Origin of the sequence: Bartonella sp. TS82HLJMH (assembly GCF_042193495.1) — a bacterium.
GTDB lineage: Bacteria > Pseudomonadota > Alphaproteobacteria > Rhizobiales > Rhizobiaceae > Bartonella > Bartonella grahamii.
This window is the reverse complement of the sequence record NZ_JBHILU010000002.1, coordinates 137,509-162,801: the sequence shown is the minus strand read 5'-3', so window position 1 is coordinate 162,801 and position 25,293 is coordinate 137,509. Positions and strand designations below refer to the sequence as shown.

The window sequence follows — 25,293 nt, the reverse complement described above, 5'->3', positions numbered from 1 at the left end:
GTTAATTTATTGGAGCATAACAAACGTGTTCCAAACCATTACGGTCTCGAAAAGTCCCTGTTTTAGGGTTGAAGGAACGATATTTTTTCTTGCAATAGTTAAGCCAATCAGATTCTAATGATTGTTGGAGTGGCTCATATTCCACCGTTTGCTGCACTTGATAAACTCTTTGATTTTGCGGAACTTTTTGATAAATTACCTGCTTTGGTGGTACTATTTGATAAACCACTTGTGGCTGTTCTGGTTTTTTTAAAATTGTACCAAGAATCGTACCTGTTGCAAGACCAAGAATACCCACCGCTAAAGCATCTCCTGAGTTGTCTATATGAATATTACTGTGTTTTGTCTTTTTGCGCTCGACGTAATGATATGTTTTGTTTTCAACATGATGTTGATGATATTGATGATATTGATGATGTTGGTGATGATGTTGGTGATGATGTTGGTGATGATGTTGGTGATGATGTTGGTGATGATGTTGGTGATGATGTTGATGTTTCTTGCTTTTGTCGTTGTCATTAGAACAGCCGTCGAAATCATCAATAAACTTTTGGGAATCATCAGGAAAAAAGCCACGTTTTTTAACAGAACAATGGGAGCGAGAAAAACCAGAAGGACGGATACCAGCTTTCTTCCTCATTTCCCTTATCGCATCATCTGTTTCTTTACGCATCTTCCTCATCATATCATCTATTTCTCTCGAGATAGAGTTACTATGATCCCATGTTATATCCGCAAGCGTTGCATTTAGCGGCATCAAAACGGTTGCAGTTGACATTGCTGATAATACCGCTAATCTGATCACCTTTTTCATAATGATGCTCCTTGTATAAATTCGTATTTTTCACATCCTACACGTTTCAAACTGAATAGAGCCTGAATAATTTTGGACTTTATTGTGACAAAACAAATGAAAATTCATTTAGTTAAACCTATAAAAAATACAGTAAAATAATGACAGAATTTTGATTTCAATAAATGTACTCTTCTTGAGGTTAATTAATAAGTTTGTATTGAGAGTCCCGATTTTTTTACTATGGAGCAGTATCCTGTTTGAATATTCTCTTGTGAGGCTAAATAATATTTTCGTTCGATATCAGAGTATAACTGTATAAAGATAATATATTTTAGGAATATATATATATAAGACATTCTTTTTAAATTTGTCTGCTTTTTTAGAGTTTAGAAGTTTTTTACATTTTTAGGGATTTTTTATAACGCGGTTTAACAAGAAAAATTGCTTAAAAAGTCAATAAAGTTTAGGAATTTTTTGTAAAACGCTCTCTCTCATGGTGTTTTAGATAAATTCGAGCACCCTTGATGTTTGAGGTTGTCTGTTTTGCGGATAATGCTGTTTGCTTTTGAGCTTTAGTCGTTTTTTTAGAAGAGCTGAAGATTACTTTAGGCGGTTTGAAATTTCTTTCTCCTTTGTTGATTGCGTTTTTTTTCGTTTTATGGTTGCTTGATTAGGGGTGTTTTTACGAGATTTTCCTTTTCGATTTTCCAAAATACCAGTGTCCATGGTTGGTCCCATGTGTGCAAGGTTTGGTTTGGAGAAAAGACTTGGTTTTAACACGGGCTCATGGGTAGATTGTTCGCTATGATGTGTTAAGGGGTTCTCAGCGATTTCTAGTTCTATCTTTTGTAATTGTTTGATTTCATCGCGAAGTCGCGCTGCTTCTTCAAAGTTGAGATCAGCAGCTGCTTCATGCATTAATTTTTCAAGGTATTTTATATGAGATGCTAAATTGTTGCCAACCATATTTTTTTTCTCGATGACATCAGGGATACTTGTGCGAATATGGTTGTTTTCATAGCCTGAATTGAGAATATCTCCGATATTTTTTTTGATACTTTTCGGTGTGATATGGTGTTCTTCATTATAGGCTATTTGTTTTTGTCGACGTCTTTGTGTCTCCTGTAAGGCTCGTTCTATGGAGCCTGTGATTGTATCTGCATAGAGGATAACGTGGCCATCTACGTTACGTGCAGCACGTCCGATTGTTTGTATGAGGGAAGTTTCAGAGCGCAAAAAGCCCTCCTTATCGGCATCTAGAATGGCAACAAAGCCACATTCTGGAATATCTAAGCCTTCTCGAAGCAAGTTGATACCGATAAGGACATCAAAGGTGCCAAGCCGCAGATCGCGTAGAATTTCAATGCGTTCTAATGTATCAATGTCAGAATGCATATAGCGTACACGAATATCTTGTTCGTGGAGATATTCAGTTAAGTCCTCTGCCATACGCTTTGTGAGAACTGTCACCAATGTACGGTAGCCTTTTTGAATTGTTTTACGAATTTCATTCATAACATCATCGACTTGATTGCTGGCTGGACGAACCTCTGTTGGCGGATCAATGAGCCCTGTTGGACGAATAATTTGTTCTGCAAAAGTGCCGTGAGATTGTTCTATTTCCCAGCGTCCTGGTGTTGCAGAGACGGCAATAGTTTGTGGGCGCATGGCATCCCATTCTTCAAAGCGTAAAGGGCGATTGTCCATACAGGAAGGTAGGCGAAACCCATATTCTGCTAGGGTTGCTTTTCTTCGAAAGTCACCTCGGTACATGCCTCCAATTTGGGGAATGGTTACATGGCTTTCATCGATAAAAACAAGAGCATTGTTTGGAATGTATTCGAACAAGGTTGGTGGTGGTTCTCCGGGTTTTCGTCCTGTTAAATAGCGTGAATAATTTTCGATTCCAGAGCATGAGCCGGTGGTTTCCAACATTTCCAAATCAAAAATTGTACGTTGTTCTAAACGTTGTGCTTCTAAAAGACGTCCAGCTGCGTTCAACTCATCAAGGCGTTGAATGAGTTCTACTTTGATCGATTTCATCGCTTGATTGAGTGTTGGGCGTGGTGTTACGTAGTGTGAGTTGGCATAAATTTTAATCGATTGAAGGTCGCCTGTTTTTTGACCCGTTAGAGGATCAAATTCCGTAATTGTTTCCACTTCATCGCCAAAGAGCGAAATACGCCAAGCACGATCTTCGAGGTGGGCAGGGAAAATTTCAATTGTATCCCCTCGAACACGAAAAGAACCACGAATGAAATTAATATCTTGTCGATGATAGTGTTGAGAGACTAAATCAGCCAAGAGTTTTCGTTGATTGAGTTTATCACCTTTTTCTATTTTGAAGGTCATAGCAGTATAAGTTTCTACTGAACCAATCCCGTAAATACACGATACAGACGCGACAATAATGACGTCATCACGTTCAAGGACAGCACGTGTTGCTGCATGGCGCATACGGTCGATTTGTTCATTAATTGAGGATTCTTTTTCAATATAGGTATCAGAGCGTGCAACGTAGGCTTCTGGCTGATAATAGTCATAATAGGAAACAAAATATTCGACGGCATTGTGGGGAAAAAAACTTTTAAACTCTCCGTAAAGCTGCGCCGCTAGAGTTTTATTTGGTGCTAAGATTAAAGCTGGACGCTGTGTTTCTTCAATGATTTTGGCCATTGTATAGGTTTTTCCTGAGCCGGTAACACCCAAAAGCACTTGCGTACGCTCATCTTTTTGAATTCCCTCAACCAGAGTTTTAATTGCTTGAGGTTGATCCCCCGCAGGTTCAAAGGGTGTTTCGAGTTGAAATGGAATACCACCTTCAGATTTTTCAGGACGAACAGGGCGGTGAGGTGTCCATAACGCGCCATTCTTAAAAAGAGGATTGCCTGAGGCAATCAGAGCAGAAAGAGCCTCAACTGTTGCTGTAACACCATTTTTCATTGTTGTATCCTTTAATAGAAAAGTGCTGGTGATTTTAAAGAAAATACTAATTTTTACAATTTCATTACGACAACAGCAAAACGTTATTGAACAGATTTATTTTGGTTTATTGGAGCTTTCATTAGGATATTGATCAAGTTTTTTCTATGAGACGAATTCTTCGAAGTGTTTCTTTGGAGGGGGCATATTGTGGTTGTTCGTGGACACTATTGCATTTTTGCCATGATGATATTTAAGATGGCATAAGTTATTATGGCTGTTATGGAGAATAATCGGTACGTTTGGGCACTAAAGACATCGTGTATGTGTGATAAAGATCATTTCCATCTTTAAATGAAAGATAACGAGATGACACCCAACCTATTTGAGTGTTATATCGGATATGGCACCAATTGCCTTCACAGTTTTTAACAAAAACCAATTCTCCAGCAGAGATTAAGCCGCAAAGTGCATACTGAGTGCTAGGACCTGTTCTAAAATTAAGATTTCTCGTAACAAAAGCATCCGCAGCTTCAGATACTGCTGTGGCGAAAAAGAAAGAGCCAAACATAAAAAAAATGACGATTTTTTTCATTCTTCTGTAAAGAATTTCTTTAGAGATTTTCTATCCTTCTCTCTTTGTATCCCATATGATTTCTTTTGCTAGATTATGATAAAACAGAAAAAAATACAATTCTTTCTTCTTTAGGAGATTTTAAAGAGAAGAGTGAAGTTTAACGGGTTAAACACCAAAATGAGATGTTTTAATCACTATTTGTGCATGTTTTGTTTCCTTTATTTATTTTTGTATGGAAAATAGCGATACTGTACTATATAATGAAAAAGATCGTAGTTTTCGGATTCCAAAAGTAATTTTGGAAGCCGTTTTTTGTATTTTTATTAAACCTTCCGTGTAATAGAAAGGGACGGATTATGGAAAAAGTTCCGATGACTACAGCTGGTTTTGAGAGTCTTAAAGAAGAGTTGCGTTGGCGTCAACAACAGGAGCGTCCGCGAATTATTGAAGCAATTTCTGAGGCGCGTGCACATGGTGATTTATCAGAAAATGCTGAGTATCATGCAGCTAAAGAAGCGCAAAGCCATAATGAGGGGCGTATAAATGAGCTTGAAGATTATATCGCACGAGCAGAGGTTATAGATGTCTCGCGTCTTTCAGGCGACAAAATAAAATTTGGAGCAACCATTAAACTCTTGGATGAGGATACTGAAGAAAAAAAAGTGTATCAGATCGTAGGAGATCAAGAAGCTGATGTAAAGGTTGGTAAAATCTCTATTTCTTCGCCTATCGCACGTGCACTCATTGGCAAGCAAGAAGGTGATGTGATTGAGGTAAATGCACCCGGTGGTGCGCATAATTACGAGATCATTAAGGTTCAGTACATCTAAATAACATATGGATTATTATGCGTGTATCTTTGGATGAAACTGAGATTATTGCGCCTCACTTTAAAAGGCGTTTATCGGGAGTAACATCTACGATTATTCAGCTTATTCCACTGCAACGCGAACAGGGTGTGCGTATATCCACTTTGGGGTTTGGTTTACCACAAACTTTGCCGGCTCTTGCCTTTAGGGACCTTTTCGGACTTTGGAAAAGTCCGAAAGGGAAGCCATTTCGTATTTGGCATGCACGACGCAATATTGAGATGCTTTTTGGGATCTTTTTGCGCGATATCTTGAAAATGAAGCTGAAACTTATCTTTACATCGGCTTCACAACGCCATCATAAGCCTTTTACCAAATGGTTGATTCGCTGTATGGATAGGGTTATCGCTACCAGTACACATACGGGCGCTTATCTAGAAGTGCCTCATAAGGTTATTATGCATGGGGTGGATGTGAGGCGTTTTACTCCACCACAGACTCTTGATGATTGCTTTTCTTCGACAGGATTTCCAGGAAAATATGCGGTAGGGTGTTTTGGGCGTCTGCGTTACTCAAAGGGAACAGATTTATTTGTTGATGCCATGATAGCATTATTGCCTGACTATCCTAAATGGACAGCACTTATCGCTGGTCGTACGACAGAGCAATATTATCATTTTGAAAAAGAATTACGCCAAAAGATTGCTAAGGCTGGTCTGGATGATCGCATTATTTTTCTTGGTGAGATTCTGGATATCCCTTTGTGGTATCGTCGTTTATCGCTTTATGTTGCACCTTCTCGTACAGAAGGTTTCGGTTTAACACCATTAGAAGCAATGGCATCACAGGTTGCGGTTGTAACGAGTGATGCAGGAGCTTATAAAGAATTGGTGGTCGAGGGAACAGGAACAGTTGTAAAAGCAGGAGATGGAGCGGCTTTAACAGCAGCAATTGAACCTTATTTTGCTGATGTAGAAAAAACATTGGTAGCCGGAAAGAAAGCTTTAACCCATGTTCGTACACACTTTCCTTTGGAAAAGGAGACAACCGAGATTGAGCGTGTTTACAAAGAACTGTTTGCGGAAAAAACACTTTGATTATTATATCAAAAATCTTTTTGAGGAGTGATAAAAAGTGTTTTCCTTAAAGGTTTTTCATAGTCATCAAGAAAACAGCTCAATGATATAAATGTTATTTTACAAAATTTATATTGTCTTTAGTAGAACGCTATAAGAAGTTCTCAAAATTTTGGATAAAAGATTAAAAATGTATACGCTTGAGAGCAATATGTGCTTTATGATGAAGCATACTAGGAGAGAGGAAAATTATTTTAGAATAAGAAAATAATGCTTTAACTCAAGTCTAGATATACGGTGTCGTACTGATATTGTTCGTTTTGGAAGACTTAAATAGATAGAAAAAACGTTTTCTTGTCTTTAAAAAGATATTTATGGTGTCTCCATGGGTAAAATAGTCGTACATATTTTCAATAAATTCATAATAAGATGGATCTAAGATCAATATATATATATATATATGATTTCTATAGATAATTTACCTTTTTAATTTGAATAAGAGCTATCCTCTTGCACATCACAATTGGAAGAAAGCATGTGGTGGATAAAAACTATTGAAGACAGGGTATAAAGAAATTTCTTATAAATTGTCTGAAATGCAGGCTGTTACGACATTAACAGAAAGAAAATAGTATGGTGGTACTAATTTATATCTTATTTTGTGGTACCGCCTTGCACCTTATTATTATTTAAGTAAAAATGATGGTGCCCATTTTATATCTTTCATGAGAGCTGTCGTGAAATGGGGGTGATGAGTATTGTGAGATGTTTTTTACAAACAAGCTTGTGAATTCGTAATATAATAGCATTTTATTTTCTATAAGGATGTAACTCTATTAAAGAGAAAAAGCACTTTTATCAGTAAATATTCATATTTTTTGCATGAGAGATTATTCGTAAAAAAAGGATGTTCTATGTGCCCACTTTATTTGATAAAGAAGATCAATAAAGTGAAGTTTTATATGTTCTGGATTTGAAGGCTCTTGGTATTTGATTGCTCTTGTCAAATTATTTTTATATCAACATTTATATCGTTGATATGATGATTTGTATGAAATTTTAGGAAATCTTCAGTGGATTGAGTGAGGGGTGAATATTATGACTCATACTGTTCACACCTTTTTATGTTGTAAATTTTTTATCATGGTAGAATAAAATGCTTTATGCATTAGAATTGTTCACGCCAGAAAGCGGGAATAAAAAGGACGAATATTGTTATGATTTCAAGGCGTCCAGCTAACATTAGAAAACTTAAAATCCATAAAGCATTATCGTTGATTGTAGAGAAATTACCAGTGGGGCCAATAATATCTCCAAAGCCTGGACCAACATTTGAAAGTGCGGTTAAGACCCCCGTAAAGGCAGAGGTAAAGTCAAGACCGGTTGTAAGCAAAAGTGCAGTGCCGATAACAAGGCAAAACATATAAAGACAGACAAAAAACAAAACGGCTTGAGCAACATCGTTTGATATATTTGAGTGATCGTAGCGCGCCTTTACAACGACATTAGGAGAAAGAAGTTTTTCTATATTTGTTTGTGTAATACGCCAAAGAATAATGAGGCGATTGATTTTCATGCCACCAGAAGTAGAACCAGAACATCCGCCTGTAAAAGAAACAATGAAGAAAATTCCAAGCGCAAATGGTCCCCAAAGTTGATAATCTTCAGCGCTGTAACCTGTGGTGCTAATAATGGATGAAAGGTGAAAAATGACATCAAGGAAAATCAAGTGGAACGCGCGATGATCATAAAACCGTAGCCATGCCGCTAACGCAAAGCTGAAAAGGAGAACGATATGGAGAAAAACAATCACTTGTGGGTCAAGGAAGCGTTTTGGGTGTCCAGGAAGGACTAATTTAACATAAAGCACGAAGGGCAAAGCAGAAAGCAACATGAAGATTGTTGAAATAATTAAGATGGCTGGTGTATCAGAAAAATAACCAAAAGAAGCATCATGCGTTGAAAAACCAGCTGTTGCTACTGTACTCATTGCATGGTTAATGGCATCAAATAAATTCATGCCTGCAGCAAAATAAGAAAGCATACAAGCCAATGTGAGTCCAACATAAGCGATGATAATTCCGTTAGCAATTTGGTTGATGCGAGGCAATATTTTTTCAGATTTATCAGATGATTCCATATGAAAAAGTCGTACGCCACCCACACGCAGTGAAGGCAAAAGTAAGAGGGCTAAACCGATAAAACCAATGCCCCCAATCCAGCATATAAGAGAACGCCATAACAAAATACTTCGCGATAAATTATCAAGATCAGAAAGGACTGTAGAGCCTGTTGTTGTAATTCCAGAAACAGATTCAAAAATGGCTCCTGCTAGAGAAATGGGAAGAGGAGAAAGATAAAGAGGTAAGGCACCTACGATGCTTCCTGTTAGCCAAAGACAAACAGTGAGCATAAAGCCAAGCCGTGCTGAAAAACGACAAGTAGCTCCCTTAGTTGCTAAAAGAATCAGCGTTGCTAACATGGTGGTTATGGCACAAGAATAGAGAAAGGTTATCCAATTACGATTGTTGTCGTGCAGATCCACAAAAATTGGCAAAAGCATTGCTCCTGCCATGATTAACGCAAAACGTGCACAGACATTGATAATAAACTGAAAAATGACCGTTCCCTATCTTTGTATCTCTTTTTATTATGGTTTTGTGCTCATAAGAATTTACGTTTTTCTCTTTATAGGATAAAGATTAATTCTTAACATTAGCATGCCTTGATGAAATTGGTAATCAGACCTTTTTATAAAACTTGAAAATGAAGTATATATAACATAATTGGAGTTCTTGAAAAATATTTTTTTAAAAGGCTGCATTCCGTTATCATTTATAGAATAATTAAGTTATAATAAAGTGAAGGGGATTTAATGGTACAATCGCATATTCGTCTGCTGATTATTGGCTCAGGTCCGGCTGGTTATACAGCGGCGATCTATGCAGCAAGAGCAATGCTTAAGCCGGTTTTGGTGACGGGCTTGCAGCAGGGTGGACAATTGACAATTACAGCTGATGTTGAGAATTATCCAGGTTTTGCAGATCCTATTCAAGGACCGTGGTTGATGGAACAAATGGCAAAACAAGCTGAGAATATGGGGACAAAAATTGTCTATGATACAATTATAAAGGCTGATTTGTTGAAGTATCCTTTTGTCTTATATGGGGATTCAGGAACACAATATTCTTGTGATGCACTGATTATTGCAACAGGAGCTAAAGCGCGCTGGCTTGGTTTAGAAAGTGAACAGACCTTTATGGGCGGTGGTGTTTCCGCTTGTGCTACATGTGATGGCTTTTTTTACCGTGATAAGGACGTTATTGTCGTGGGAGGAGGAAATACCGCTGTTGAAGAAGCACTTTATTTATCGCATTTGGCTAAAAGTGTAAGCGTGGTGCATCGCCGAGATCATTTTCGGGCAGAAAGAATTTTGCAAGATAGGTTGCTTGCTTGCAAGAACGTACGTATCATTTGGGATCATGTGGTGGAAGAAATTGTGGGGCTGCCAGCACAGGGGGCAATGGGCGCTGTTGTAACAGGGGCACGTCTGAAAAATGTTAAGACAGGTCATGAGATGGAAGTGAATGCAGAGGGAATATTTATTGCTATTGGGCATGATCCTGCTGTTTCTCTGTTTGAAGGACAGCTGAAACAAAAACGAGGCGGCTATTTATGGACAGCACCGGACTCAACAGCAACAAGCATTGCTGGTGTTTTTGCTGCTGGGGATGTAACAGATGAAACATTCCGCCAAGCTGTAACAGCTGCAGGAAGAGGATGTATGGCAGCGTTGGAAGCAGAACGGTTTTTAGATATACCTAAGCGTTAGTAACTCATTGAGAACATAAAGAATCTAGAGGTAGAATTAATTGTGGCGCCACCGTTGGATTGGGATAAGTTAAGGGTTTTTCACGCTGCAGCAGAAGCGGGATCTTTTACGCATGCTGCTCAAAAACTTCATTTATCTCAATCAGCAGTTTCACGACAGGTTTCGGCTTTAGAACAAGAGGTTGGGGTATCCTTATTTCAACGTCATGCGCGTGGTTTGATTCTTACAGAACAGGGAGAAACTCTTTATCGTACAGCTCACGATGTTTTGATGAAGCTTGAAAGTGTACGTTTGCAATTAAGTGAAAGCTATGCAAAACCAACGGGGCACTTGCGTGTGACCTCGACCTTTGGAATGGGGGCAGGGTGGATTGCAGAGCGTATGCCAGAATTTCTTAGTCTTTATCCTGATATGCAGGTTCAGCTTTTGCTTTCCGATGAAGAGCTTGATTTGACAATGTGTCATGCGGATTGTGCTGTTCGCTTACATCAACCCCAACAACCTGATCTTATACAAAGAAAACTCTTTACAATTCATATGCATGTTTATGCTTCGGAAAAGTATATTGCAAATTATGGAAAGCCGGAAAAATTGTCTGATCTCGATGAGCATCGTATTATTTCGTTCGGTGAACCTGTCCCACCTTATTTGTCTGGCTTAAATTGGTTGGAAAAGGCTGGTAGAAGTGATGGATCATTGCGCGTTTCAGTTCTACAAATCAACAATATCATCTCAATAAAGAATGCGCTTATGCGTGATCTTGGGATTGCTGTGCTGCCTGATTATATCGTCAATAATAATGAGCATTTGGTGCGTCTTTTTCCTGATATGGTTGATATTCCTTCTTTTGATACTTTTTTTTGTTATCCTTATAATTTAAAGAATTTGGCAAGATTAAATGCTTTTCGAGATTATATTTTTTTAAAAGCCCGTCAATGGTCTTTTTAATGTTAATGCCTTAATTTATAAGGAATAATTAACTGTTTTACAACTTGAGACTCCCCCTAATATTCTTTCGTTTTAAATTTACCCATATTGAATCAATTAAAACTATTCGTTGCACATTAAAAGTGGAGGAAGTCCGTGTGGAGAAATACTTTTGAAAAAAGGGATAAATGTTTTTTATGAATGCTAGCAAATGTGAGGGTTATCATATATTGAAAACTGGACAATCGTGTGATGGAGTAGCTTACATTTTTATATTTAATTAAAATAGTGGTACATGATGGAGCCAAATTTAAAGATATGTGTTTATTGCATAGCAGATACGCTTAAGTCGTTATTGTACTTTTTCTTATAAAATGACATAGAATACTATCTCTTGATTATGTTGCCTCCCAGTGCATTTTCTTGAGTGTTCCCTTACGAAGATCTATCAGATTGATTTTATCTCTGAGGATTTTCCAGATTTGCCGGACATATGTCCGGCTTTTTTTTATTTTTGAAAGAGCCCTAGAAATTGCAATATATGGGAGGATGATAAGAAAAAAATTTCGAAACTTGTGGATATCCAACACTTTTTTAAGAATACTAAAATTCAATAAGGAGTTTGAGAGAGATTTATCCTGTTGTAGCATAAAAGTCTGTCTTTTAGCGGTGTGATATAAAATATTTAAAACTTTATGCATGAAGTGCTTTTTATTAGAGTGTGAGGTGAATATTTAAGGGAGGTCTTGTTCATAAAGCCTATGAAGTAAATCAAGTCGTTATTAGATAGAACTTAAAGGAAACTGGATTGTTTACATAACGACGGGAGGTGGCTTCTTCTTCATTTTATGACGAAGAAGAAGCCGAGAAATAGAAAAGATTTGATTATAAGGGCAATTGTATTTAAAAGCGCTCGATCTTTTTTAGAGTTATAAATTAAATAGAGAAAGCAGAATAGTTTTTTCATCATCTCATGATAATAAACCGATTCATTTATTGATCGCTAGATTTATTTGATCTTTATCTACTACAGCTTTTATTGTTGTATTTATTCACGGATATTTTTGCTGAATCGATTGATTCAGACCATGATACAATTTTCGATATTTTCTCGGATATACTGACATTCGGCAAAAAAACGATCACAAGAGATGATATTAAAAATTTTAAATTAAACTGTTGCAAAAGCGCTGTATACGTATACAAGCTTCTTCAAGTAATTCTTCTGATGTTGCATAAGAAATACGAAAAGCAGATCCAAGTCCAAAAGCAGATCCTTGGACGACAGCAACAGCTTCTGTTTCTAGAAGCGCTATGGCAAAGTCTTCGTCATTCGTAATATATTGACCGTTTGGTGTTTTCTTTCCAATAAGTCCTGTGCAGGAAGGATAAACATAAAAAGCACCTTCGGGCGTTGGACAGTGAATGCCAGGAGCTTGGTTTAGCATGGAAACAACGAGATCACGGCGTGCTTGAAAAATACTTTTATTTTTAGCGATAAAGTCTTGTGGCCCATTGAGTGCTTCAACAGCAGCCCATTGTGAAATGACACTTGTTCCAGATGTTTGTTGACCTTGAATGGTATCCATAGCTTTAATTAATTCTTGTGGTCCCCCTGCATAGCCGATTCTCCATCCCGTCATCGCATATGCTTTGGAAACACCATTCATTGTGAGTGTACGCTCATAAAGCGCTGGTTCTACTTGAGCTGGAGTAACAAAGGTAAAACCCTCATATGTGAGATGTTCATATATATCATCGGAAAGAATATAAACATGAGGATATTTTACTAAAACGTCTGTGAGTTTCTTCAATTCATTATGTGTATAAGCGGCACCTGATGGATTTGAAGGAGAGTTAAAGATGAACCATTTGGTTTTCGGGGTAATGACAGCTTCCAGCTCTTGTGGTTGGAGTTTATAAGAAAATTCGGCTTTTGTTTCTAAAAAGACAGGCTTACCATCGTTGAGTGCGACCATTTCTGGATAACTTACCCAATAAGGAGATGGAATGATGACTTCATCCCCTTTATTTAAAGTTGCCATCAATGCATTAAAGAGAATCTGTTTACCGCCGGTTCCAACAATAATTTGCTCTGGTTCATAATTGAGATTATTTTCCCTTTTAAACTTTGCAGAAATTGCTTGGCGCAATTCTGGAATTCCAGATATGGGAGGGTATTTTGTTTCTCCTCTTCGAATAGCTTCAATGGCCGCGTTTTTGATGTTGTCTGGGGTATCAAAGTCTGGCTCTCCAGCGCTTAAAGCAATAACGTTGCGCCCTAATGTTTTTAAATGACGGGCTTTTTGGGAAGCAGCAATTGTTGCAGAAGGTTTGATACGAGACAATTTGTCGGCAATAAAAGCCATAATTTTAAATCCTTATATTATATCAACAAATGGTTATTGCTTTAAGGATATTCTATAAGAGATTATATTGTATGCAATAAAAAACTTCCAAAATACTCTTACACGGGCTTTACATTTTCCTTTTTTGAGATTTTTACAAGATAATCTCTTCTTAAATTTTAAGAAAGTTTTAGAGGAAGTATAAAGGGGGGAGGTGATAAATTGTGCAAAGGAGATAAGCAGTCTTTATTTTAACAAGGTGAAATGATGCTTTATACAAAATAAAAAAATCTTCGTCGTTACAGACGAAGATTTTAAATAAAATATTGCAGAATTTAAACCTTAAAGGGCTGCAAGGTTGCCAGCGGCAAATTTTCCTGAACGACGATCTTGAAGAACATCATAAGAAATTTTTTGCCCTTCATTAAGACTGTTTAGACCAGAACGCTCAACGGCAGAAATGTGTACAAATACATCTGCACTACCATCACTAGGCTGAATGAATCCGAAACCTTTTGTTGTATTAAACCACTTAACTGTTCCTGTAGACATAGGAAACTCCTTAGAATATATAATTATATTGAGTATTGAAGCTTTCATTCCTTCAATACGGTTGTAGATCGAAATTAGGTGGGAGAAGTTTCGTCAAAAGTGCAGATTGCACAGGAAAGAAAGTCACGTAACCGAAAATTCGATGAAACTTCTATAAAAGTCTTTAGAACAAAAAGCAAGCCTTAATCAATTTTTATATAAAGAAAAAATAAGAAAACAGTGTATACTTTGCTGAGTAGAAAAAAATCAACTGAAATAACTTTGTAGGGAACGTACTTCAAGGCGCCTTTTTTTGAGTGCTTTGATCGCTTCTACGACGGCTTCGGCTCCAGCTATTGTTGTATAATAGGGAACATTTTGCATGAGTGCTGCATAACGTAATGATTTTGAGTCTGAGATGGCACTGGCAGTGCTAGTTGTATTAAAAATCAATTGAATTTGGCGATTACGAATAGCATCTTCAATATGGGGGTGTCCCTCTAGGACTTTGTTGATTTTTGTTGCTTCAACGTGGTGTTCGGTAAGAAATTTATGTGTTCCACTTGTGGCGACAACAGAAAAGCCAAGCTCAGTTAAACGTTTTACAGGATTTAAGATGCGTTTTTTATCTTCATCTCTTACAGAAACGAACAAAGTTCCCTCTTTAGGGAGTTTTACACCAGCTCCAAGTTGGGCTTTAGCAAAAGCAAGCGAAAATTCATAGTCCAGTCCCATAACTTCACCGGTTGAGCGCATTTCTGGACCAAGAAGTGTATCAACACCTGAAAAACGAGCAAAAGGAAACACTGCTTCCTTGACGGCAATATGTTGTTTTTCCTGCAAAGAAGGTAATCCACCATAAGCTTGAAGAGCATCATGAAGTGTTTCTCCTGCCATAATACGTGCAGCCATTTTAGCAATAGGGCGACCAATCGTTTTTGCAACAAATGGGACAGTACGTGAAGCACGGGGATTGACTTCTAAGACATAAATGGTGTCATCTTTTATAGCATATTGTACATTCATTAAGCCGCGAACATGAAGTGCTTGTGCTAATGCTTTGGTTTGGCGCTCTAATTCAGTAACTATTTTATTTGAGAGCGTACGGACTGGTAAAGAACATGCTGAATCACCAGAGTGGATACCAGCTTCTTCAATGTGTTCCATAATACCAACAATCAGTGTTTCTTTGCCATCACATAGACAATCAACGTCTATTTCAATTGCTTCTGTTAAATAGGTATCAAAGAGAAGCGGATTTTTACCAAGCAATATATTGATTTGTCCTGTTGTGTCGTTAGGATAACGGACTTTGATATCTTCTGAAATTAATTCAGGGACACTCTCCAGTAAATAATTTTGTAAGCTACGTTCATCACGGATAATTTGCATAGCACGTCCTCCTAAAACATAAGAGGGACGTACAACCAATGGGAAGCCTAGTTCGTGGGCAATGAGGCGTGCTTGTTCGATGGAGTGAGCAATACCATTTTGAGGTTGTGTTAAGTTAAGTTTAAATAACAGTTTTTGAAAGCGATCTCTATCTTCAGCTAAGTCGATAGCGTCAGGTGAAGTACCCAAGATGGGAATGTTGTGTTTTTCTAGAGCGCTTGCCAATTTCAAGGGTGTTTGTCCGCCAAATTGGACGATGACTCCAACCAAATCTCCTTTTTCCTGTTCTGCTTCTAAAATAGCGATAACATCTTCTGTTGTTAAAGATTCAAAGTAAAGGCGATCAGAGGTATCATAGTCGGTTGAAACTGTTTCAGGATTACAGTTAATCATAATCGCTTCAAAGCCTGCATCACGCAGTGCAAAAGCAGCGTGGCAGCAACAGTAATCAAATTCAATACCTTGCCCAATGCGGTTTGGTCCACCGCCTAAAATAGCAATTTTTTTGCGTTCAGAAATGTGTGCTTCCGAGTGCTCTACATCTGCAAAGGGAACTTCATATGTTGAATACATATAGGCTGTAGGAGAAGAAAATTCAGCGGCACAAGTGTCAATTCGTTTGAAGACGTGTTTAACATTCAGTGATTTGCGTAAAGCTGCGATATCATCGGGTTCTTTTCCAGTAAGGGAGGCTAATCGCGCATCTGAAAATCCCATAGCTTTTAACATACGTAAGTTATCTGCGTCTTGGGGTAATCCATGAACGCGGATACGCTGCTCCATTTCAATGATGGAGGCTATTTGTTCTAAAAACCACGGATCAATTTTACTAATTTGGTGAATCTCATCTATGGGTAAGCCTGTACGCATGGCTTGAGCAATATAGCGTAGACGATCAGGGCTTGGTATTGCAATGGCGGAGCGTATAGAACTTTTTTCATCACCTTCAGCATGCTCTGGAATAACAATTTCATCAAGACCCGTAAGTCCTGTTTCAAGTCCACGGAGTGCTTTTTGTAACGATTCTTGAAAAGTGCGTCCAATGGCCATGACTTCTCCTACAGATTTCATTGCAGTTGTAAGGACAGGCGATGAACCGGGAAATTTTTCGAAAGCAAAACGAGGAATTTTTGTCACAATATAGTCAATAGAAGGTTCAAATGATGCTGGTGTTGCACCACCCGTGATATCATTTTTTAATTCATCAAGAGTATAACCAACAGCCAGTTTAGCCGCTACTTTGGCAATGGGAAACCCCGTTGCTTTTGAGGCAAGCGCTGAAGAGCGAGAAACACGCGGATTCATTTCAATAACAATGAGGCGCCCATTTTCAGGATTGACAGCAAACTGTACATTGGATCCCCCCGTTTCAACACCAATTTCACGCAAAACAGCAATCGAAGCATTACGCATACATTGATATTCTTTATCTGTTAAGGTGAGAGCAGGTGCTACAGTGATCGAATCACCGGTATGAATCCCCATTGGATCAATGTTTTCAATAGAACAAACAATGATACAGTTGTCGTTCTTATCACGAACAACTTCCATCTCATATTCTTTCCACCCTAAAACACTTTCTTCAATTAAAACTTCTGTTGTAGGCGAAGCTTCAAGACCGCGTTCGATAATTTCATAAAATTCAGAACGATTGTAAGCGATTCCACCACCGGTTCCACCAAGGGTAAATGAAGGACGAATAATAGCTGGAAGTCCAACAACATCAAGAGCTTGAACTGCTTTTGCTGTTGCATGGGCGATATAATGTTGTTTGCGATCAATTTCGGTATGTCGCCAGTTTCGCTCAAGTTCTTCGAGTGCTTTATCAAGTGCAGCACCAGAAAGTTTTGCTTTAAGTTCAGCACGCGTTTTTGCGTGCTGTCGGCGATTTTCTTCTTTTAATTCTGTTGCATTGGCTAACATAGAGCGTGGCGTTTCCAAACCGATTTTTGCCATCGCTTGGCGGAATAAAGCACGATCTTCAGCTTTATCAATAGCATCAGCATTGGCCCCTATCATTTCAACATGATAGCGGTCTAAAATACCCATACGCTTTAATGATAAAGCAGTGTTGAGGGCTGTTTGTCCTCCCATAGTGGGCAAAAGGGCATCGGGACGTTCGTGGGCAATAATTTTGGCAACTATTTCAGGAGTAATGGGCTCTATATACGTTGCATCAGCTAGATCTGGATCTGTCATAATCGTGGCAGGATTAGAATTTACCAAAATAATTCGATAACCTTCTTCTTTTAATGCTTTACAGGCTTGTGTGCCTGAATAATCAAATTCACATGCCTGACCAATGATAATAGGTCCTGCTCCGATGATAAGAATAGATTTTATATCTGTGCGTTTGGGCATGGCTTTTTCCTATGACAAATATCTGTGCGCAATCGTTGCGGGTAAAATATTTCAGTTCTGAGGCTACAGTCATTTTATAAGTTAAGTGATAAAGAAAGTAAGCACTAAAATACCTTTTCCATGCTTTTTTTCATAAAATTGAAGATAAATTTCTTTTTTGAGCTGAGTCATCTCGTCAGTATATCAAAAGTATGATCTTTGATAAAAAATAATAATAGTGCTCCAACAAATTAGAATATTTAAGCATACTGTGGAGAATAAAAAGCCGGAACATCTTTCCAGTCCATTGCAGGCATATTTTGTGTTTTTATGACGTTGTTTTCCTAAAGAGGGTGCGCACTTTTTCTGTTGCTTGTAAAACATAAGCCATTATTTATGGTTCGATGGGATTTCGTAAAATGAAATGGGAAGTTTATCTTGTTGTTCCGTAAAGTACTACCGTTTAGAGCTGTGATATAAGGTATGAAAATTTACTACATTAAGGTGTTTTTTGTTAGAGTCTATGATAGAATTCAGGGCGGGATTTGTTTTTAGAGAGCTTATGAAATAAACCATATGAAATGGTCTTAGTTGGAATCTGTTAGATAAAAAGCAAGATTGTTGATAGATCGGTTCTGGTCGAACTTTCCGTTTTAGGGTAGGAAGAAAATCAATAGATGTATGTTTCCATTTCATAAAAGGGTGAGAGTGTATTTTAATACAATGGCTAAGGAGATAATTTCAGAATGATTTTGTTTGCTGTTAAAAGATAGTGAATACTCTCTCTTTACTTTATAGATGATGTTCAAAAATATTTAAAAATATAAAGAAGGCTAAAATGCTGAACATTTCCCAAACGAGAATATTCTGTCTGAAAGATGTATCAATAGGAAAGCTTTTGGTGGCTAGGTCTCAAAAAGGGATTTGTTATATAGCGTTAGGAGACACTATAGAGCAATTATTACAGGAGTTTACGATACGATTTGGCAATGCACAACAAGTTGTAGGTGACAATACATTTAAGAGAGAAGTTGCTCATATTATAGCCATGATAGAAACACCTAAGTTGGTCAAAAAATATAATTTTCCCTTAGATATAAATGGTACAGTTTTTCAACGACAAGTATGGGCAGTATTATGTGATATACCATGTGGTGAAACAATTTCATATGAAGTCTTAGCATGCCGTATTGGTATACCGAACGCTTTTCGTGCCGTTGCTAATGCGTGTGCACGTAACGAATTGGCTGTTATCATTCCTTGTCATCGTGTTGTGCGTAAAAATGGTTTTATTTCAGGGTATCGTTGGGGATCCAAACGGAAACAGATTTTGCTACAACGAGAACAAAATGGAGGAATTTAATTTTGTGTGATGGGCATTATAATCGTTACAGTTGTTCCTTTCATTTCTTTTGAGGTAATTTCAAGTTTTCCTTTGTGGAGTTCTAGCAAGGAGCGTGAAATGGCTAAGCCAAGACCTGAGCCCGTGTGAGATTTAGTAAGTTGATTTTCAACTTGTTCAAAAGGTTGCCCAAGTTTTTTAATTGCTGATTGGGGAATACCAACACCTGTATCTGTAATTTTAAAAATAAGGTTGTTTTTTTTCTTGAAAGCACAGACATCAATATTTCCGCCAGAAGGCGTAAATTTAACGGCATTAGAGATGAGATTAAGGAAAATCTGTTTCATTGCACGACCATCAACTTCAGCATGAAGTTCTGGCGTAATATTTGTTGTAACAATAATATTTTTTTCTTGAGCTTGAGGCGTTAGTGTCCGTACTGCTTCACTAATGATGGGCTCAAGATCGGTATTTTTACAATCAAGCGAAAATCTTCCAGCTTCAATTTTTGACATATCAAGGATGTCATTGATAAGGGTTAGAAGATGGGTTCCCGAATTGTAAATATCATGCATATATTCCTTATAGCGTTGTGAGCCAAGAGGTCCAAAAGTCGATTGCAACATGATATCTGAAAAGCCTAGAATAGCGTTAAGTGGAGTGCGCAATTCATGGGACATATTAGCCAAAAACTCTGATTTAGCTTTGTTAGCACTTTCAGCACGCTCTTTTTCTGCCTTGAGACTTTTATTAAGTTTTTCAACTTCTGAGGCACGTTGTTGAGCACTTCCTCGAGCACGTTTGAGTTCTTGAATAAAAGAAAAAAGACGCCTTTCACTGTCTTCAAATTTTTCCTGTTGTTGTTTAAGCTCAGAAATGTCAGTACCAATACAAACCAATCCTCCGTCTTGGGTTCGCCGTTCGTTAATTTTGAGCCAACAACCATCTGCCGTTTGGCGAATACTGGTTAAGTTACCAGTACCATCATCTTTAAGGGGATATTCACTGAGTGCAGGGCGTGCCATGGCTTCGACGGTTGCACGTTGGATACCGGATTGTAGAATTTGTTTAGGAATAGCAGCATATTCGCAAAATTTGCTGTTGGACATGACTAAACGTCCTTCTGAATCCCACAAGACGAAAGATTCTGAAATGTTTTCAATCGCATCACGGATACGAAGGTCGGCTTGCGCTGTTTGTTCAGCCAATTGTTGCTGTTCACTAATATCGAAGGAAATACCAACCAAATGGGGTTCTTCTTCTTCAGTAACTTCAGCACGAATGCGCATCCAGACATAATGGCCATCGGCATGACGCATGGGAACGTTAATATCGATATGCTTTTTTTTACCGCTCATTAATTCCTGAGCAAGATCAAAAAAGTTCGCATCATTTGGATTGATAATGGCGCTAATTTGGGAAATTGAGAGCAATGCATCTTGAGGGACATAGCCCAGCATTTCATACATTGCTCGTGACCAGTAGACGCGTCCACTTGCCATATTCCAATCCCATAGTCCACAGCGTCCACGCATCATTGCCATATCAATACGGTTTTGAATTTTTTCTGAGACAAGATCCGTTTTGCGTGCTCGTACAATTTGGTTGTAATAAGCATAAAGAAGAGCGAGGATAACGCCACTAGTTCCAATGAATAGGGTTATATTTAACGAGAGAATTTTCCGCCATTCCATGGCGCTATCTTGCATTTTTTCGCTAATGAATACGCCATATTGCCCATTTTCTGTTTGCTGAAATGAAGCAAGAGCAGGGGCATCTTTTCCTATTGTGATTTTCATAATTCCAACGTGCTGTCCAAGAGATTGTAAAGCAATGCTGTCAGAGATAAAATCTTGCAAAGGTTTTCCTAAAGAAATCTCTGAACTGGATGAAGCTAAGACATTTCCTTTTTGATCAATAATGGCGATCAGAGTGCTAGGATTAATAAGATCTTGATTACGAAAAGTGGTGAGGATATTTTGCAAATGACTATGAGAAAGGGCAGAGACTTTTCCTTTCTGAGAAACAGCCAGTAAGTCATGATTAATTGTATTGGTAATATGAGAAGCTAAGAGAGTGATGGTAGAACGCGTGTTCTTATCAATCGTGTTACGCCAATCATAGAGTGATATAAAACGAATTGATGCAAGTACAATAAGAAATGCTAAAATAACAAACGGAAGTGAGCGACGCAACCAAGGTTCAATAAAGAGAAGCTTTTGATAGGCGGAGCCAGAAAGCAGATGAATACGTTTTTTCTGCGCTTTATGACTTGGAGCGCTCGATTTTGAATCAGCATACACCTCCGTTGGCGCATGATATGCGTCCAATTTAGCCATTTCCAGTTCCTTTAATTATGGAATAATGTGATTTAAAAACTGCTTCGATATTCATAGTAACCCCATCGAATGCAATGAATCAAAACAGGAGTCTTCTGTCCAGTCTTTTTTTTTAAAAAAATAATTTTACTTCTATGAACTTGGAATATGAAAAGGAAAAGCCACTTTAAACATGATCTATAAACAGGCTTAGATTGCCTGTTTATAGATTTAATGATGATTGAATAGTCTGTAGAATTTATTTAAAAAATATTATAGAATATTGATTTAAAATAAATTTTCGTTTCAAGTGAGCAGACGGTTGATGATATCAGCGACATCGCTTGATAACTTTGGCGCAGCAGCAATCATTTTTAATTCAGTTTCAAGTTTTTGTTGTCGAATGGGTTCTAATTGTCGCCAAGAGCGCATCGTTGTTAATAACCATGAAGCGAGCTGTGGATTTTTTTTGTCAATTTCCAAAATAATTTGGCAAAGAAATTGATAAGATGCTCCATCCATCCTGTTAAAGCCCGTGAGATTGTTAGAGGCAAAGGCACCGATTAGGGAACGCACACGATTGGGATTATCTTTTGAAAAGAGCGGGTGTTGCATGAGCTTTTGAACATTCTCGAGCGTTGATGCCCCTGCAACCATTGCTTGAATGGAAAACCATTTATCCATGACCAAAGGATCATGGCGATAGCGGTTTTCAAAATCATTTAAGGCATTTTGCGCCTGCTCACTTTCATTAAAACGCTTCACGAGAACAGCGATACTAGCCATACGGTCAGTCATATTATCAGCTGTTGCATATTGTGTGGCAGCACGATTTGGATTGGCCTCAGTAATGGAAAGATAATCCAGTATTATATTCTTTAATGCTCGCTTTCCAGCTTGTACAGTGTTTGATGAATAGGGCTCTTTGGTTTGCATTTGCCCATAAAATTTTGTGAAGAGTCCTTGATGTGTATGCGCGAGCGAAGCTAAAAACTGATTGTGCACATGATGAATACGCTCTGGATCAACATTTTTACCAAGTGTATGGGCAAGTTCAACTTCGCTCGGTAAACTTAAACAAAATGCACGAAACTCAGGTTCAAGACTTTCATCTGTAATGATAGCTTCAATCAATTTTATCAAAGCAGAGGGCATACCCTCTTTTGCTTTTGTTTCATCTTGAATGTTTTGAATCAAAGCTTGCGTCATTAAATGATTAAGAGATTGCCAGCGATTGATGTGATTGTCATCATGTTGTGCAAGAAAAATAAATTCGCTTTCATTGAATGGAGTGTGTAGATTGATTGGTGCAGAGAAGTCTCTAAGGAGTGATAAAACAGGTTTTTCACGCAGACCCTTTAATGTAAACGTTTGGTTTTCCTTGGATAAAAGCATAACGTTTGATTGAATATCCGTATCCGCTTCATAGGTGAGGTTTTCTCCATTAGGTCCTAACAAGCCAAATAATATAGGGATAAGCATGGGCTTTTTGGTATTTTGTTGTGGGGTTTCGGGAATATGTTGCTTTGCATGAATTGTTAAAACACCATCGCTATAATGACTATCGATTTCTACATTTGGTGTTCCAGCTTGTTCATACCACAACATGAATTGGGAAAAGTCTTGACCAGATACTTCAGCAAAACAGGCGATAAAATCTTCAATTGTACAAGCTTGTCCATCATGACGTTGAAAATAAAGATCAGTACCTTTACGAAATAGAGAGGGTCCTAAAATAGTCCGTATCATGCGAACAACCTCAGCACCTTTTTCATAAACAGTTGTGGTGTAAAAATTGTTAATTTGGCTATATTGACGAGGACGTACAGGATGAGCGAGGGGACCAGCGTCTTCGGCAAATTGAGTAGCTTTTAATGTTTTTATATTTTCAATTCGCTGTAGGCTGCGTACATTTTGATCTGATGAAAATTCCTGATCACGATAAACAGTGAATCCTTCTTTTAAACATAGTTGAAACCAATCGCGACAGGTAATACGATTACCACTCCAATTATGGAAATATTCATGTGCAATGACACGTTCAACATTTCTATAATCCTGATCGGTTGCTGTTTCAGGATCTGCGAGAACATATTTATCATTAAAAATGTTAAGTCCCTTGTTTTCCATTGCTCCCATGTTAAAATCGGAGACAGCAACAATATTAAAAACATCAAGATCATATTCGCGCCCAAAACATTGTTCATCCCAACGCATGGAACGTTTAAGAGCATCCATTGCATAGGTTGCGCGTTTTGTTTTTCCTTTTTCCACATAGATACCAAGCTCGATACGTCGTCCAGATACAGTTGTAAAATGGTCTTCTAACTTATCAAGATCTCCACCTACTAAAGCAAAGAGATAAGATGGTTTGGGATAAGGATCTTCCCAAATGGCAAAATGGCGATTATTCTCTAAAGTTCCTGTTTCCACCAGATTACCATTTGAAAGCAAGATTGGGATTGTTTGGGAATCTGCTTCAATTTTCACTCTATAGGTAGAAAGAACATCTGGGCGGTCGTAAAAATAAGTAATACGACGAAAACCTTCCGATTCGCATTGTGTGCAATAAACACCATTTGAAAGATAAAGTCCCATAAGTTGGCGGTTGCTTTCAGGATTCAGTTCCGTAACCAATTTCAATGTAAAAGGAGCCGCTGGTGGGTTTGTAATTTCTAAACGTGAAGGCGTCACTTTATAAGTGTTTGGGGCTAACATCTCATCATTAATAGAAACGGAAATTAAAGTAAGATCATCACCAGAAAGAACAAGAGGTGTTAATTTTTTTGTATTGTGACGGGATTCAATAGACAATATGGCTGTAACATAGGTTTTTGTTGGTGCCAATTGGAAGGAAAGTTGTGTTTTAGGGATAGCGTAAGGGGTTGGCTGATAGTCTTCCAAACGATAAATAGATGTTGTTGGCTGTTCCATAGTTTTTCCCATTCGTATTTTAAGAGTTAAAGAAGAAGGTGTTTAATTTTAGAGTCAAAGAAGATTACAGAATTACAAAAGGCTATCGAGGCGATTTTTTACTTCTAAGAAGTCTATCCATGTAAGTTTTTTTTGACTAGGGGTTCGGAGAAGGTAGGCAGGGTGGAAAGTTGGCATAACAGGTATTTTAATATTATCCTCACTTTCATAAATATGCCATTTCCCTCGTGTTCGGATAATCCCATTTTGAGATCCCGTAAGAAGCTGTGCAGCAATGCCTCCCAGTGCTATAAGTATACGAGGACGCGCTAAATAAATGTGCCGTTCAATAAAAGGACGGCACAAGGCAACTTCTCTTGGTGTTGGTGTACGATTTCCTGGTGGACGCCAAGGAATAGTGTTGGCAATGTAAACATTATTTCTTGTTAAGCCAATTGATGCGAGGATTTTATTAAGCAACATCCCTGCTTTTCCCACAAAAGGAATTCCTTGTATATCCTCTTCTCGTCCTGGTGCTTCGCCTATAAGCATCAGGGGGCTTCCAGCTGTTCCATCTGAAAAGCAGGTATTTTTTGCTGTCAATTTTAGTGAACAGCCATTAAATGCAAGGAGCGCAGATTTTAATTCATCAAGTGTTTTTGCATTGTTTGCACTCTCTATAGCTGTGGGTTCATTTTGTATAGCCCCGCTAGAGTTATGCAGCGGACGATGATCTGATTTTACGGTGGGAGATGTTTGTTGATTATGAGAAATGTTCACGACAGATATTAATTTGCTCTCTGAACAAGCAGACTGCTTAAAACGATTAATAGGGAAATCTGTCAGAACAGCATCCGCACCACTTTCTTTATAAAAGTTTAAGAGTTCTTCATAGGAAATTGAGCACGGCGTTTGATTTAACATTTTATTTTTTCTAATGATCTAACAACTATAGATCAAACAAAATTATCCTTCAAGTTTTATAAATGTATTCGCTAGCCATTAATGTACAAGAACGCTGATAGGATTCTCTCTTTTCACAAAAAAGGCAAATCGTAAAATGCGAGTGTTCGCGATTATATACATCTTTAAATGTACAATTTGTTTAAATTACGCTATTTTAAATTTTTAAACAGACTAAGCCCTTTATAATAAAAGAATTCTCTACTG

The 25,293-nt window shown here is 37.9% G+C and carries 15 protein-coding genes; 5 read left to right on the top strand and 10 right to left on the bottom strand.

Going from position 1 to position 25,293, the window contains the following annotated elements; all coding sequences use genetic code 11:
* Position 1: 1 nt before the first annotated feature.
* From ACFIKO_RS01610 to ACFIKO_RS01600, 3 genes are all read right to left on the bottom strand, one after another.
* Positions 2–814, bottom strand: a complete 813-nt coding sequence (locus ACFIKO_RS01610) for a BA14K family protein (protein WP_375673117.1) — start codon at positions 812–814, stop codon at positions 2–4.
* 582 nt (positions 815–1,396) lie between these two features.
* On the bottom strand, positions 1,397–3,739 hold the full coding sequence (gene uvrB, locus ACFIKO_RS01605; protein ID WP_375619369.1) for an excinuclease ABC subunit UvrB: 2,343 nt from the start codon (positions 3,737–3,739) through the stop codon (positions 1,397–1,399).
* Between the two features lie 259 nt (positions 3,740–3,998).
* Complete coding sequence (locus ACFIKO_RS01600) at positions 3,999–4,313, bottom strand: SH3 domain-containing protein (protein ID WP_375638625.1); 315 nt, start codon at positions 4,311–4,313, stop codon at positions 3,999–4,001.
* A gap of 338 nt (positions 4,314–4,651) precedes the next feature.
* Between ACFIKO_RS01600 and greA the strand changes: the two genes are divergently transcribed.
* Positions 4,652–5,125 carry a transcription elongation factor GreA gene (greA, locus tag ACFIKO_RS01595; RefSeq protein ID WP_007347010.1) on the top strand — a complete coding sequence of 158 codons (474 nt, stop codon included), beginning with the start codon at positions 4,652–4,654 and terminating at the stop codon, positions 5,123–5,125.
* 17 nt (positions 5,126–5,142) lie between these two features.
* A complete protein-coding gene (locus tag ACFIKO_RS01590; RefSeq protein WP_375619371.1) occupies positions 5,143–6,201 on the top strand; it encodes a glycosyltransferase family 4 protein in 1,059 nt (352 codons plus the stop codon).
* Positions 6,202–7,348: 1,147 nt separating this feature from the next.
* Here ACFIKO_RS01590 and ACFIKO_RS01585 read toward each other — a convergent pair.
* Positions 7,349–8,743 carry a TrkH family potassium uptake protein gene (locus ACFIKO_RS01585; protein WP_375673160.1) on the bottom strand — a complete coding sequence of 465 codons (1,395 nt, stop codon included), beginning with the start codon at positions 8,741–8,743 and terminating at the stop codon, positions 7,349–7,351.
* A gap of 312 nt (positions 8,744–9,055) precedes the next feature.
* Between ACFIKO_RS01585 and trxB the strand changes: the two genes are divergently transcribed.
* Both trxB and ACFIKO_RS01575 read left to right on the top strand, forming a co-directional pair.
* Complete coding sequence (gene trxB / locus ACFIKO_RS01580; protein ID WP_375619372.1) at positions 9,056–10,012, top strand: thioredoxin-disulfide reductase; 957 nt, start codon at positions 9,056–9,058, stop codon at positions 10,010–10,012.
* Between the two features lie 42 nt (positions 10,013–10,054).
* Positions 10,055–10,960, top strand: coding sequence for a LysR family transcriptional regulator (locus tag ACFIKO_RS01575; RefSeq protein ID WP_375619373.1), 906 nt, complete (start codon positions 10,055–10,057; stop codon positions 10,958–10,960).
* Positions 10,961–12,105: 1,145 nt separating this feature from the next.
* On the opposite strand, the gene ACFIKO_RS01570 is transcribed toward ACFIKO_RS01575, so the two are convergent.
* The 3 genes from ACFIKO_RS01570 to carB all read right to left on the bottom strand — a co-directional run bounded on the left by ACFIKO_RS01570 (position 12,106) and on the right by carB (position 17,571).
* Complete coding sequence (locus tag ACFIKO_RS01570) at positions 12,106–13,308, bottom strand: pyridoxal phosphate-dependent aminotransferase (RefSeq protein ID WP_375673116.1); 1,203 nt, start codon at positions 13,306–13,308, stop codon at positions 12,106–12,108.
* A 321-nt stretch (positions 13,309–13,629) separates the two neighbouring features.
* Complete coding sequence (locus ACFIKO_RS01565; RefSeq protein ID WP_012754908.1) at positions 13,630–13,839, bottom strand: cold-shock protein; 210 nt, start codon at positions 13,837–13,839, stop codon at positions 13,630–13,632.
* 246 nt (positions 13,840–14,085) lie between these two features.
* A complete protein-coding gene (carB, locus tag ACFIKO_RS01560) occupies positions 14,086–17,571 on the bottom strand; it encodes a carbamoyl-phosphate synthase large subunit (RefSeq protein ID WP_375673115.1) in 3,486 nt (1,161 codons plus the stop codon).
* Between the two features lie 817 nt (positions 17,572–18,388).
* Here carB and ACFIKO_RS01555 point away from each other — a divergent pair.
* Positions 18,389–18,913 carry a methylated-DNA--[protein]-cysteine S-methyltransferase gene (locus tag ACFIKO_RS01555; RefSeq protein WP_273788414.1) on the top strand — a complete coding sequence of 175 codons (525 nt, stop codon included), beginning with the start codon at positions 18,389–18,391 and terminating at the stop codon, positions 18,911–18,913.
* Here the strand turns inward: ACFIKO_RS01555 and ACFIKO_RS01550 are convergent.
* The 3 genes from ACFIKO_RS01550 to ACFIKO_RS01540 all read right to left on the bottom strand — a co-directional run bounded on the left by ACFIKO_RS01550 (position 18,910) and on the right by ACFIKO_RS01540 (position 25,047).
* Entirely contained in the window at positions 18,910–21,231 is a 2,322-nt protein-coding gene (locus ACFIKO_RS01550) for an ATP-binding protein (protein WP_375673114.1), read from the bottom strand. The two genes, ACFIKO_RS01555 and ACFIKO_RS01550, sit on opposite strands and share 4 nt — an antisense overlap.
* Positions 21,232–21,516: 285 nt before the next feature.
* Positions 21,517–24,144, bottom strand: coding sequence for an aminopeptidase N (gene pepN, locus ACFIKO_RS01545; RefSeq protein ID WP_375673113.1), 2,628 nt, complete (start codon positions 24,142–24,144; stop codon positions 21,517–21,519).
* A 72-nt stretch (positions 24,145–24,216) separates the two neighbouring features.
* Positions 24,217–25,047, bottom strand: coding sequence for a uracil-DNA glycosylase family protein (locus ACFIKO_RS01540; protein WP_375673112.1), 831 nt, complete (start codon positions 25,045–25,047; stop codon positions 24,217–24,219).
* Between the last annotated feature and the right edge of the window lie 246 nt (positions 25,048–25,293).